This window comes from Streptomyces sp. NPDC100445, assembly GCF_044759735.1.
Taxonomy (GTDB): Bacteria; Actinomycetota; Actinomycetes; order Streptomycetales; family Streptomycetaceae; genus Streptomyces.
In genome coordinates this window covers 39,386-51,156 of sequence record NZ_JBIVZV010000014.1, presented here as the reverse complement: position 1 = coordinate 51,156, position 11,771 = coordinate 39,386, and the positions used below count along the sequence as shown (strand labels likewise).

General features: G+C 75.0%; 11 protein-coding genes. 6 read left to right on the top strand and 5 right to left on the bottom strand.

The window, feature by feature from the left end:
- The first annotated feature begins 46 nt into the window (after positions 1–46).
- Positions 47–1,174 (top strand): alpha/beta hydrolase, encoded by a 1,128-nt coding sequence (locus tag ACIQVT_RS29060; RefSeq protein WP_403760426.1) that lies wholly within the window; start codon positions 47–49, stop codon positions 1,172–1,174.
- A 98-nt stretch (positions 1,175–1,272) separates the two neighbouring features.
- On the top strand, positions 1,273–2,535 hold the full coding sequence (locus ACIQVT_RS29055; RefSeq protein ID WP_403760423.1) for a hypothetical protein: 1,263 nt from the start codon (positions 1,273–1,275) through the stop codon (positions 2,533–2,535).
- A gap of 87 nt (positions 2,536–2,622) precedes the next feature.
- Here ACIQVT_RS29055 and ACIQVT_RS29050 read toward each other — a convergent pair whose 3' ends face one another.
- Positions 2,623–3,969, bottom strand: a complete 1,347-nt coding sequence (locus ACIQVT_RS29050) for a PH domain-containing protein (protein WP_403760419.1) — start codon at positions 3,967–3,969, stop codon at positions 2,623–2,625.
- Complete coding sequence (locus ACIQVT_RS29045; RefSeq protein ID WP_403760416.1) at positions 3,966–4,469, bottom strand: PH domain-containing protein; 504 nt, start codon at positions 4,467–4,469, stop codon at positions 3,966–3,968. The genes ACIQVT_RS29050 and ACIQVT_RS29045 overlap by 4 nt, the downstream gene beginning before the upstream one ends.
- Positions 4,470–4,500: 31 nt before the next feature.
- Here ACIQVT_RS29045 and ACIQVT_RS29040 point away from each other — a divergent pair, with 31 nt between their 5' ends.
- A complete protein-coding gene (locus ACIQVT_RS29040) occupies positions 4,501–5,652 on the top strand; it encodes an NADH-quinone oxidoreductase subunit D (RefSeq protein ID WP_403760413.1) in 1,152 nt (383 codons plus the stop codon).
- Positions 5,653–5,673: 21 nt separating this feature from the next.
- Here ACIQVT_RS29040 and ACIQVT_RS29035 read toward each other — a convergent pair whose 3' ends face one another.
- Positions 5,674–6,753: an SAM-dependent methyltransferase gene (locus ACIQVT_RS29035; protein ID WP_403760409.1), complete on the bottom strand. Its 1,080-nt coding sequence runs from the start codon at positions 6,751–6,753 to the stop codon at positions 5,674–5,676.
- Between the two features lie 118 nt (positions 6,754–6,871).
- On the opposite strand from ACIQVT_RS29035, the gene ACIQVT_RS29030 reads away from it, so the two are divergent.
- A complete protein-coding gene (locus ACIQVT_RS29030) occupies positions 6,872–8,077 on the top strand; it encodes a sensor histidine kinase (RefSeq protein ID WP_403760406.1) in 1,206 nt (401 codons plus the stop codon).
- Positions 8,078–8,176: 99 nt separating this feature from the next.
- Positions 8,177–8,848 (top strand): response regulator, encoded by a 672-nt coding sequence (locus ACIQVT_RS29025; protein ID WP_403760403.1) that lies wholly within the window; start codon positions 8,177–8,179, stop codon positions 8,846–8,848.
- 48 nt (positions 8,849–8,896) lie between these two features.
- On the opposite strand, the gene ACIQVT_RS29020 is transcribed toward ACIQVT_RS29025, so the two are convergent.
- Positions 8,897–10,039: a DUF5937 family protein gene (locus tag ACIQVT_RS29020; protein ID WP_403760400.1), complete on the bottom strand. Its 1,143-nt coding sequence runs from the start codon at positions 10,037–10,039 to the stop codon at positions 8,897–8,899.
- A gap of 214 nt (positions 10,040–10,253) precedes the next feature.
- Between ACIQVT_RS29020 and ACIQVT_RS29015 the strand changes: the two genes are divergently transcribed.
- Complete coding sequence (locus tag ACIQVT_RS29015; protein ID WP_403760397.1) at positions 10,254–10,460, top strand: hypothetical protein; 207 nt, start codon at positions 10,254–10,256, stop codon at positions 10,458–10,460.
- A gap of 43 nt (positions 10,461–10,503) precedes the next feature.
- Here ACIQVT_RS29015 and ACIQVT_RS29010 read toward each other — a convergent pair whose 3' ends face one another.
- Positions 10,504–11,652 carry a threonine aldolase family protein gene (locus ACIQVT_RS29010; RefSeq protein WP_403760394.1) on the bottom strand — a complete coding sequence of 383 codons (1,149 nt, stop codon included), beginning with the start codon at positions 11,650–11,652 and terminating at the stop codon, positions 10,504–10,506.
- Between the last annotated feature and the right edge of the window lie 119 nt (positions 11,653–11,771).

The following is an 11,771-nucleotide window of genomic DNA, read 5'->3' as shown; positions in this document are numbered from 1 at the left end:
GAGTGTGGGCAGGGTACGGGCGGAAAGCGCAGGCAGGAAACAGCTCATGGGTCTCACGAGCAACAAAGTGCTGTTGTCGGCGATCGTGATCGCCGCCGGGCTGTTCGTCGGCACGGTGTGGCTGTGGCCGCGCCTGGCCCGCCTCAGCTGGCGGGCCGTCGCCGGACGGGTGGGCCTGCTGCTGGCCACCCAGTTGGCGCTCTTCGCGTCCGTCGGGCTCGCCGCCAACCAGGCCTTCGGCTTCTACGCCAGCTGGGCGGACCTGTTCGGCACGGAGACCGAACAGGGGATCGTCGTCGACCACTCGGCCAACGGCAGCACCGGCGGCCCCCTCCAGGTGGTCTCCACCTCCGACGTGCCGGGGGTGCGCGCCGCTCGGCCCGAGACCGGTGGGCAGATCCAGAAGGTGGACATCGTCGGCCGTACGACCCACATCGCCACCCCGGCGTACGTGTACCTGCCGCCGGAGTACTTCCAGCCGCAGTACCGCACGCGCACGTTCCCGGCGGCCGTGGTGCTGACCGGCTACCCCGGCACGGCGCGGTCGCTGGTGGACAAGCTGAACTACCCGCGCACGGCGCAGGAGCTGGCCAAGGACGGGCGGGTGCAGCCGATGATCCTGATCATGCTGCGGCCCACGGTGGCGCCGCCGCGGGACACCGAGTGCGTGGACGTCCCGGGCGGCCCGCAAGCGGAAACGTTTTTTGCGAAGGACCTCCCGGAGGCCGTCCTCACGCACTACCGGGCCGGGAAGCGCCCGGGCAGCTGGGGCGTCATCGGCGACTCCACGGGCGGCTACTGCGCGCTCAAGCTCGCCATGCACCACCCCGGCGTGTACGCGGCCGGCGCCGGCCTCTCGCCGTACTACCGGGCGCCGATCGACCCCACCACCGGCGACCTCTTCCACGGCGATCAGCGGCTGCGCGACCGGGCCGACCTGACGTGGCTGCTCGCGCACGGGTCCGCGCCGGACACCTCGCTGCTCGTGACCAGCAGCAGGGTCGGCGAGCACAACTACGACGCCACCATGCGGTTCATCGCGCGCGTGCAGGCCACGAACCTGACCCGGATCTCGTCGATCATCCTCGACAGCGGCGGCCACAACTTCAACACCTGGCGGCGCGAGATCCCGCCGTCGCTCCAGTGGCTCAGCGGGCGGCTCACCGACCGCTGAGCCCATGAGGCCCCTGACGCTCCGTGAAGCACGCACCGTGGCCGTGTTTTTACGGGGCGGGGGCCCATGATTCGCTCACGGGCGGTAAGTTTCTGGCCATGCCACGTGGACGCCACCGCCATTCCCCGCCTCTGCACCGGCTGTTGCCTCCCTCGGCGCTCGCCGGTGTGTCCGTCATCTGCGCGCTGGGCCCCTGGGTGTTCGCCGGGGCGACGGCGGTGCGCGCACTGGCCGCCGCGGCCGCCGTGACCGCGGTCGCCGGCGCCGTCGTGATGCGCCGCTGGGACACGCAGGCGGGCCGGCAGGTCGCCGAACTCACGCGCGCGCGTGCCGGTGACGAATGGCGGTACGAGGAACGGGTCGCCGAACTGGAGACCGACCTCGAGGAGTCCCGCGAACTGCGCGTGAAGCTGGAGCAGCGGCTGCGGGCCAAGCGCGCCGAACTGGCGGGCCTGCGCAACGAGCACGCGGCCCTGCTGCGCCGGTACGCCACGGCGGAGACCGAGCGCGCGAGCGCCCTGGAGGGACGCCGGCTGCTGGAGATCGAGACGGTGCCGCCCGGTCCGGCGCCCTCGTCCTCCCCCGCCCTGCCGCCCGGCCGGAGCGTTCGCGCCGGGGCGGAGCGGGAGGCGGCGGGTCCGGCGGCCGTGGGCACCGCCGCGGACACCGCCCCGCCGTGCCCGGTCTTCTCGCCCGAGGGCGCGCGGTTGTACCGGCGGGCCCTGACGGCCCTGGCCCGCTTCGACCGGCGGACGCCGGACGCGCCGGCCGGGACCGGGGCCGGGCCGGCGTCCGAGGGCGGCCCCGAACCGGAGCCCGACCCGGAGGCCGCACCGGCGCCGGAGGCGGGGACACCTGCGCCGGAGACCACCGCACCCGCGCCGGAGGCCGGCGCCCCTGACACCGGGTCCGTCGTCCCGGACACCCGGCCCGCCGCCCGAGGCACCGGGGCCGCTGCCGCCGCCGTTGCCGCTGTCGACGCCGCTCCGGAGGTCCCGGCGGGGGAGGCGCACCCGGTGGGCGAGCCGGCCGGGGCGGTCCGTCCCGCCGGGCACTTCACGGTGCCCACCGCCGTCGCCGTCGCGCCGGCCGCGCCCGCGCGACGCCACGCGGCCGAGGGCGGTTTCGACTTCTTCGGCACCCAGAAGGGCGCGCCGAAGGCCGCCCTGGACTCCGTGCAGAACGAGGACCTGGCGGACGTCGTCGGCCAGGAGGCGCTCGCCGTGCACAAGGCGGAGGCGGAGGCGGGGTTCAAGCCCGCCGACGCGCGGTCCCGGGGCGTCGGCCAGGTCATCGACCTGACGGCGCACGACGAGACCGAGCAGATCGACGTCCAGAGGCTGCGCGGCGCCGCGTCCTGAGCCTCCGTCGGACCGGACGTACCGGAACGGACGGGCCCAGCCCTCCCGCCAGGGGGAGCCGGGCCCGACGCGTCGCCCGGCGAACCGTCAGCCGGCGGTCATCCAGCGGTCCGGCGGGGCGTCCCGGCGGCCCGTGCGGGACCTCTCCGCCTGCTCCGCCAGGAACCGCGCGGCCTCCTCGGCGCCCCGCAGCCGGGCGGTGACCGTCTTGTCCGCCCCCGTGTCCACGTGCACGTCCGCGAGTCCCCAGCGGCGCTCCCAGGGCCCCTGGGTGAGCCGCACGCTCTGCACCTTGGCGTGCGGCACCAGCGAGAGCCGGCGGCGCAGCAGGCCGCTGCGGGCGGCGAACACCGCGCCGGTGACCGCGAGCCGGTGGCCGCGCCACCACAGCGGCAGGCACCACCGGGCCCGGCGGGGCGCCGGTGCCGGGTCCCGCGGCACCGTGACGCCGGGCAGCACGCGCGCGACGAGGGACTCGGCGACCGCGCGCGGGGCGACGGGCACCAGCACCGAACCGGCGGAGCCCGCCACGTCGAGTTCCACCCGCACCCGGTCCGGCCGGCGCCACAGCAGCGGTTCGACGATCCGCACGGTCTGCACGCGCCCCGGCGGAACCGTCTCGTGCGCGCGGTCGAGCAGCCCGCGGTCGATGCGCAGCCCGTCCGGCGACTCGCTCACCGTCCAGTCGAACTCGGTGACGAAGCGGCCCGCGCTGCGCGCGCCGGCCGCGCCGAGCAGGGGCAGGGCGGTGGCGAGGACCGTCCACACGTTGTGGGTGACGAGCCACAGCACGGTGGGGACGGCGAGCGCGGCGCCCAGCGACGCCCAGGTGGCTCCCGTCAGCGCCAGGGACCACAGCAGCGCCCGCGCGGGGACGCGCAGCAGCACCCGCGCCGGCGCCTCGCCCACCCCGGCCGCCGCCTCCGGCGCGAAGCCCGCCGCGCGCGCGAGCAGCTCCGCGCGCAGGGCGCGCGCCTCCCGCTCGCCCAGGAAGGCCAGTTCGTCCTTGTCGTCGGCGCCGACGACGTCGATCCGCAGCTTCGCGACACCCACCACGCGCGCGAGGAGCGGCCGGGAGACGTCGACGGCCTGGACGCGCTCCAGCCGGATGTGCGCGGTGCGCCGGAACAGCAGCCCCGTACGGATGCGCAGTTCGGTCCCGGTGACCGAGAAGTGCGTGTACCACCAGGACAGGAAGCCGTAGAGCCCGGCCACCGCCACCACCACGGCGGCGCCGAGCAGCAGCAGGGTGCCGGTCAGCCGCGTCAGCTGCTCCCGCGCGCCGCCGGGATCGTGCACCGCCCAGCCGGCCAGGACGGCGAGCGGCGCCCATGCCCGGCGGAACGGCGTCACCGGGTGCAGCCGGCGCTCCACGACGGGCGGGCCCTCGGATATGCCGCCGTCCTCGCCGCCGGTGCCGCCCGGGGTGGTCACAGGCCCGCCGATCGGGCCTCGCCCAGCCGGGTGAGCCGGTCGCGCAGGCGTTCCGCCTCGGCCGGGTCCAGGCCGGGGATGGTCGCGTCGGTGGCGGCGGCGGCCGTGTGCAGCTGCACGGTGGCCAGTCCGAACCGCCGCTCCACGGGCCCGGAGGTCACCTCCACCAGCTGCATCCGCCCGTACGGCACCACCGTCTCCTCGCGCCACAGCACACCGCGGCTGATCAGCAGGTCGTCCGCGCGCTCGGCGTACCGCCACGAGCGCCAGTTGCGCTCCAGCAGCCGCCCGCCCCAGACCGCGGCCGACAGGGGCAGCAGCGCCCACGCCGCCCACGCGGGCCCCACGAGGAGCCCCAGCGGCAGCCCCGTGGCGACCGCCAGCACCCCCGCCCACACCGCCAGCAGCAGCCGGCGCACGCGCAGCAGGCCGGGCCGCAGCCCCCGCCACACCGGCTCGTCCGCCGAGATCCCCGTGTCTTCCCCGATCCCCGTTTCCATGGGGCCAGCGTACGTAGGGGAAACTGGGGCCATGACCCCTACGGCGGAGACCACGGTCGGGATCGGCGGCGCGGCGGAGAGCACCGACATGGTGCTCAACATCGGGCCCCAGCACCCGTCCACGCACGGTGTGCTGCGGCTCAGGCTGGTGCTGGACGGGGAGCGCATCGTGCGCGCGGAGCCGGTGATCGGCTACATGCACCGCGGCGCCGAGAAACTCTTCGAGGCCCGCGACTACCGGCAGATCATCATGCTCGCCAACCGCCACGACTGGCTGTCGGCCTTCTCCAACGAGCTGGGCGTGGTCCTCGCCGTGGAGCGGATGCTCGGCATGGAGGTCCCCGCGCGCGCGGTGTGGACGCGCACCCTGCTCGCCGAGCTGAACCGGGTGCTCAACCACCTGATGTTCCTCGGTTCCTACCCGCTGGAGCTGGGCGGGATCACGCCGGTGTTCTACGCGTTCCGGGAGCGCGAGGTGCTCCAGAACGTGATGGAGGAGGTCTCCGGCGGGCGCGTGCACTACATGTTCAACCGTGTGGGCGGCCTCAAGGAGGACCTGCCGGCCGGATGGGCGGCCCGGGCGCGCGCCGCCGTCGCCGTCGTGCGCTCGCGCATGGGCGTCTTCGACGACCTGGTGCTCGGCAACGAGATCTTCCGGGGGCGCACGCGCGGGGTGGGGGTGCTGGCGCCCGGGACGGTGCACGCCTACGGGGTGAGCGGGCCGGTCGCGCGCGGCTCGGGCGTCGACTTCGACCTGCGCCGCGACGAGCCGTACCTGGCCTACGGCGAGCTCCAGGACGTCCTGAGGGTCGTCACCCGGGAGGAGGGCGACTGCCTCGCCCGCTTCGAGGTCCTGCTGGAGCAGACCCACAACGCGCTGGACCTCGCCGACGCCTGCCTGGACCGGCTCGCGGAGCTGCCGCCCGGGCCGGTCAACCAGCGGCTGCCGAAGGTGCTGAAGGCGCCCGAGGGGCACACGTACGCGTGGACCGAGAACCCGCTCGGCCTCAACGGCTACTACCTGGTCAGCAAGGGTGAGAAGACCCCGTACCGGCTCAAGCTGCGCTCGGCGTCGTACAACAACATCCAGGTGCTGACCGAACTGCTGCCGGGCACGCTGGTGGCGGACATGGTGGCGATCCTGGGGTCGATGTTCTTCGTGGTCGGCGACATCGACAAGTAGACAGGGGCCCGCGGCGCGAGGTCAGCGGGGCGCCTCCGGGGCCAGCGGGTCGGGGATGCCGACCGGCTGGAGCAGCCAGCCGAAGTCGCCGAGGCCGCCCGGGGCGGTCAGCTCGGCGGCCTCCCCGGCGCCCGCCAGGGCCCGCACATAGGCGGCCGGGTCCGTGGAGGCCAGCGCCAGCGGGGGGCGTGCGCCGGTGAGGTCAAGGGCGTGCAGAGCGGCGCGCTGCGTGAGCAGGCGTGCGCCGTGATGTTCGCGCGCCGTTCCCCCGGCTCCGCGCGCCGACCCGGCGGACCGGGGTGCCGCCGCGCAGGCGTCCAGGGCGACGTGCGCCGTGATGTCGCAGGAACCGTCCGGCACGGGCGCCGTCCCGCGCCCCTCCCGGAAGCCGGTGAGCGTCCCGAACGGGGGGCGCGTGGAGACGGTGTGGGCGTAGTCCACGGCCACCGCGAGGCCGCCGGCCACCCGGTTCACGGCCGACGCCCACGCCAGGTCGCGGGGCCACCCGACCTCCGCCCGCAGCCCCTCCTCGGCGGGCAGCGGCCACCAGCGGGCGAGCCAGTCGGCGTCCGGACCCGTCACGGGCTCCCCGAGCCGTTCGGAGCCGTCCGCCGCGACCAGCACCAGCCGGGGCACGCCGGCGCGGTCCACCTCGACGGCGTCCACGGGCACGTTGTCCAGCCACTCGTTGGCGAACAGCAGCCCGGTCACCGTCTCCGGGAGGTCGTGCCGCCAGGTGACGCGGGGGTCCAGGCCGGGCGGGCGGCCGGCGATCTCGACGGCGTACGCCCGCGCGCGTGCCGCCACCCCGGCGGGCAGCGCGGCGAGCACCCCGGTGACCAGTTCCCCCCGCCCGGCACCCAGGTCGACGAAGTCCAGCACCGCGGGCCGCCCCAGGGCCTCGTCGACCCGGCACAGCAGCCGGGCCACGGCCCGTGCGAACAGCGGGGAGGCGTGCACGGACGTACGGAAGTGGCCGGCCGGCCCCTCCGGGCGCCGGTAGAAGCCGCCGGGCCCGTAGAGCGCCTCCTCGGCCGCCGCGCGCCAACCGCGCGGGCCGCGGTCCTCGCGCGGGTCCCGCGCCGTCGTCCCGTCCGTCACCGGAACAGACTAGGCGCACAGATGATCAGGGTCTCCACCTTGCGGAGTACACGCGCCGGGCCCGGATCGGCCCTCCGGTTGACCCCCGCGCACTTCCGCTCTACCTACTCTGGGTTACGTGCAGCGCCTCTACGACTTCCTCCGCCGCCACCCGACCTGGGTCGACGCCTTCTGGGCCGTCGCCCTGTTCGGGCTGTCCGCGGTGAGCGTGGTCAGCCTCGACGGGGTGCGGGATCACCACGGGTCACTCGTCGCGGGGATGGCCGTCTCCGTCGTCCTGTGCGCCGTCGTGGCGCTGCGCCGCCGTCTCCCGGAACCCATGCTGCTGGTCGCCCTGGTGGCCGGCCTGGCCCAGCTGGTGCTGGACGTCGAGACGACCGTCGCCGACTTCGCCATGCTGGTGATCACCTACACGGTGGCGGCGGTCGGCGAGCGCTGGGCCTCCCGGCTCGCGCTCCTCGTCAGCCTCTGCGCGGCGGCCCTCGCCCAGATCCGCTGGCCGGCCACGCACACCGGCTTCCTCGGGCAGATCGCCATCGTGGTCTTCCAGACGGTGCCCTTCGCCCTGGCCTGGGTGCTCGGTGACTCCATGCGCACCCGGCGCGCCTACTTCGCCCAGCTGGAGGAGCGCGCGGCCCGGCTGGAGAAGGAGCGCGAGGCGCAGTCGAAGGTCGCGGTCGCCGCCGAGCGCGCCCGGATCGCACGCGAACTGCACGACGTCGTCGCCCACAACGTGTCGGTGATGGTGGTGCAGGCCGACGGCGCCGCCTACGTCCTGGACGCCGCGCCGGATCAGGCCAGGAAGGCCCTGGAGACGATCTCCTCCACCGGCCGCCAGGCCCTCGCCGAGATGCGCCGCCTGCTGGGCGTGCTGCGCACCGGCGAGCACCAGGAGGGCGGCGAGTACGTCCCGCAGCCCGACGTCGAGCAGATCGACGACCTGGTCGAGCAGTGCCGCAGCTCCGGTCTGCCCGTCGACTTCCGGGTGGAGGGGACCCCGCGCCCGCTGCCCAGCGGGGTGGAGCTGACCGCGTACCGGATCGTGCAGGAGGCGCTGACCAACACCCGCAAGCACGGCGGGCCCCACGCGGGCGCCAGCGTCCGGCTGGTCTACTTCGACGACGGCCTCGGCCTGCTGGTCGAGGACGACGGCAAGGGCGCCCCGCACGAGTTGTACGAGGAGGGCGGCGCGGACGGGCGCGGACACGGGCTGATCGGCATGCGCGAGCGGGTCGGCATGGTCGGTGGCACGCTGGACGCCGGCCCGCGCCCGGGCGGAGGATTCCGGATCAGCGCCCTGCTGCCGCTGAAACCGGCGCACTGACCCCACCGCGCGCCCTGGCCGCACCCACCCCTGCGCCGACGGCGGCCGGCGACGGCCCCGGACGGCGAGGACGGCAATCAACGACACGGAAGAGGACCCATGACGATCCGCGTGATGCTCGTCGACGACCAGGTGCTGCTGCGCACCGGGTTCCGGATGGTGCTCGCCGCCCAGCCGGACATGGAGGTCGTGGCGGAGGCGGGCGACGGCGTGGAGGCACTCCAGGTGCTGCGGTCCGCGACGGTCGACGTCGTCCTGATGGACGTCCGCATGCCGAAGCTGGACGGCGTGGAGGCCACCCGGCGGATCTGCGCGGAGCCGGACGCGCCGAAGGTGCTCATCCTGACCACGTTCGACCTGGACGAGTACGCGTTCTCCGGGCTCAAGGCGGGCGCCTCCGGCTTCATGCTCAAGGACGTGCCCCCCGGCGACCTGCTGGCCGCCATCCGCGCCGTGCACAGCGGTGACGCGGTCGTGGCGCCCTCCACCACCCGCCGCCTGCTCGACCGCTTCGCGCCGATGCTGCCCTCCGCCGGCAAGAACCCCCAGCACAAAGAGCTGGAGCGGCTCACCGAGCGGGAACGCGAGGTGATGGTGCTCGTCGCGCACGGCCTGTCGAACGGGGAGATCGCGGCCCGGCTGGTGCTGAGCGAGGCGACCGTGAAGACCCACGTGGGCCGCATCCTGACCAAGCTCGGTCTGCGTGACCGCGTGCAGGTGGTCGTGCTGGCGTACGAGACGGGGCTGGTGCGCGCGGGCGGCCACGGCTGACGCCGCGACGCCGGGCGGTCCCTCAGCTCCGCGACCCTTGGCGGCTCCTCAGCGCAGGACGCCCTCGATGAAGTCGCTGCCCAGCCGGGCCACCGCCGACAGGTCCAGCTGGTGCTGGACGTACCGGCCGCGGCGGCAGCCGCTGATCAAACCCGCCTTCTTGAGCACCGTCAGGTGCCGGGATATCTCCGGCGCCGACATGCCGTGCGCGTCGGCCAGCTCGCTCGTGGTGTGCGGGGCCCGCGCGAGGTGCCGGCACAGCCGCATCCGCACCGGGTGGGCCAGTGCCTCCAGACGCCGGGTGAGCTGCTCCACCGAGGGTGCCTGCGCGCGCGTGCCGCTCGCCGGGTAGGTGATCGAGGGCTGCCAGCCGTACCGGTGCAGGACCATCACGTGTGGCCAGCCGAGGCTGGTCGGGACCAGCACCAGGTGCCCGTCACCCGTCGCGGCATGGCCCACCAGCAGCTTGTCGACCGTGATGAGCCCGGCCTCCTCGTCCAGCGAGATCGCCCCCGACAGCGACGCCAACGCCTCGCCGAGCCCCTTGCGGCGCAGCAGGTCCGTGCGGTGGCGCGCGTCCGCGGCCAGCTGGGGGTGGACACGGGCCCAGGCCTCGGCGAAGAAGGCCTCGTCGCAGTCGAGCATCAGCTGCCGGAACCACGCGCGGACGGCCGGCGGATCGGTCAGCAGGCGGCGCGTGAACCGCTCCTGGACGGCACCGCGCGCGGCGGCCAGCTCCAGGGAGCGCCGGCGCAACCGCGGGTCGTCCAGCGGACCCGGCTCCTTCAGGTCGTACCGCAGCTGGCAGGTGAACTCCAGCGCGGCGTTGACGAACTGGTCGTCGGTGAGCGTGTCCAGCTGGTCCAGTTCCTCGGTGAGCGTGGCCCCGGGGAGCGCCCGGCCGCCGGGGATGCCGGCGAACGGCGCGAAGACGTCCGAGAACGTCGTGCGCCACAGGAAGTCCGCCTCGCACAGCCGGTCCGCCAGGCAGGGGTCCAGCCGGGAGGAGACGGCGGTCGCCCAGCCCCGCAGGTCCGGGTGGTGGCCGGGTTCGCTGAGCGCGTGCAGCGCCATGCCCAGCTCGGCGAGGGGAGAGGGCACGACCGAGACCTTCGCCCACCTGTCGGCCGGGGTCGGGCCGGAGGCGTCCGTGTCGGTGGCCAGCCCGGTGATGTCGATGGTCACGCTCATGCCCCCCATGGTGCACTGCGCCACCGACAGCGCCCCCGTGGATTGACGACGGCCGTCAATCCACGGGACTTCACAGCGGGGCCGGAGCAGTCTGAGGGCACCGGGGCGGTCGCGGCGCCGATCGGTCGCCGAACGGTCGGTGATCGCACGGCGAGCGCGCGGCGGCACTCGGCCCACGTCCCCCTGTCCACGCATCCCGAGAAGGCGGTCCGCCGTGAGCATCACCCAGCAGTACCTCCTCGACAGCTACCGCGCCCGGTTGCACGGCGAGCCCGCACCGCCTGCGCCGGGCCGCGGCGAACTCGACCTGATGCGCGAGCTGAGCGACCACCGGCGTTTTCGCGCGGTCGTCGCCGAGCGCCCGGCGCACGGACGGCTGCGCGGCGCCCTGGACCGCTGGCGGCGCCCGCGCGCACTGTGACCCGCCGGCCCCGCCGGCCCCGCCGCCCCTGCCCGCACGCCCCCTACGGCAGCCGCGCCACGAACTCCGCGACCGCCGCCCGCACGTCCCGCGCCGTCCACTCCAGCCCGGCCTCGTCGACCGTGACCTCCGTGTACGCGAGCCCGGGGCCGGCCGGTTCCCAGCCGCTCGCGAACAGCAGCACCGAGGTCTCCTCGGCCTGACGCACCGCCGCCTCCGCCAGGACGTCCGCGTCGTGGGGCAGCCAGACCTGGAACTGGTGGATGTGCGGTTCCTCCGGGTGGACGCGCGACCAGGGCACCCCGGCGGCCGCGAACCCCTCACGCAGCGCGGCGGCCACCACGCGCGCGTGCCGCACGTACTCGGGCAGCCGGGGCAGCTTCAGGTCCAGGCCCGCGAGCGCCGACAGCACGGTCGGGAACTGCTGCACGATCATCCCGCCGTAACGGTGCCGCCAGGCTCTGGCCTCCTCGATCAGCGTCGCCGGGCCGCCGACGGCGGCACCGCCGAACGCGCCGAGGGACTTGTAGAACGACACGTACACCGTGTCGGCGAGGCCGGCGATCTCCGCGAGCGGGCGGCCGAAGTGGACGGTGGACTCCCACAGGCGCGCGCCGTCGAAGTGCACCACCGCGTCGCGCTCCCGTGCCGCCTCGACGACCTCCGTCAGCTCCTGCCAGGTGGGGAGCACGAAACCGGCGTCCCTGAGGGGCAGTTCCAGCATCAGGGTGCCGAAGGGCTCCTCGAAGCCGCGGACCTCGGCGGCCGTGGGCAGCCGGGGCTCGGTGGTCACCCGGACCGGGCGCAGACCGCTGACCTCACGGAAGGCGTCGCGTTCGTGCCGCTCGGGATGGGCGAGCGGGTGCAGGGCGACCGTGGGGGAGCCGGTGCGGCCCGCCCAGCAGCGCAGGACGACCTGCTGGGCCATCGTCCCGGTCGGGAAGAACGCGGCGGCCTCCGTGCCGAGCAGGGCGGCGACCCGTTCCTCCAGATGCGCGACGATCCGGTCGCCGTACACGTCGCCCGGCTCGTCCAGGTCGTAGACCAGGGGGGCCGTCTGCGTCAGGTACGCCAGCCGCTCGCCGAGCGTGTCCCGCAGCCCGGGCCGCGACAGCACGCGGGCCTTCCGGTACACGGCCGCCCGCCGCTGCCGCACCGACCGCTCGCCATCCTGTTCCACCGCATCGTCCATGCGCGCGATGATGCCGTGCCGCACGCGCGCACGGACACCGGGTTTCCCGTCGCCCGGCCCGCGCGGAGGCGTGGCGGTGCCCACAGCCTGTGGACGACCGGCCGCCGTCCCCCGGATAG

Excerpts from the sequence above, each read along its gene's own strand:
- ACIQVT_RS29040 (WP_403760413.1), top strand. The coding sequence starts at position 4,501 with ATGACCCCTACGGCGGAGACCACGGTCGGGATCGGCGGCGCGGCGGAG.
- ACIQVT_RS29010 (WP_403760394.1), bottom strand. The coding sequence starts at position 11,652 with ATGGACGATGCGGTGGAACAGGATGGCGAGCGGTCGGTGCGGCAGCGG.
- ACIQVT_RS29055 (WP_403760423.1), top strand. The coding sequence starts at position 1,273 with ATGCCACGTGGACGCCACCGCCATTCCCCGCCTCTGCACCGGCTGTTG.
- ACIQVT_RS29025 (WP_403760403.1), top strand. The coding sequence starts at position 8,177 with ATGACGATCCGCGTGATGCTCGTCGACGACCAGGTGCTGCTGCGCACC.
- ACIQVT_RS29060 (WP_403760426.1), top strand. The coding sequence starts at position 47 with ATGGGTCTCACGAGCAACAAAGTGCTGTTGTCGGCGATCGTGATCGCC.
- ACIQVT_RS29020 (WP_403760400.1), bottom strand. The coding sequence starts at position 10,039 with ATGAGCGTGACCATCGACATCACCGGGCTGGCCACCGACACGGACGCC.
- ACIQVT_RS29045 (WP_403760416.1), bottom strand. The coding sequence starts at position 4,469 with ATGGAAACGGGGATCGGGGAAGACACGGGGATCTCGGCGGACGAGCCG.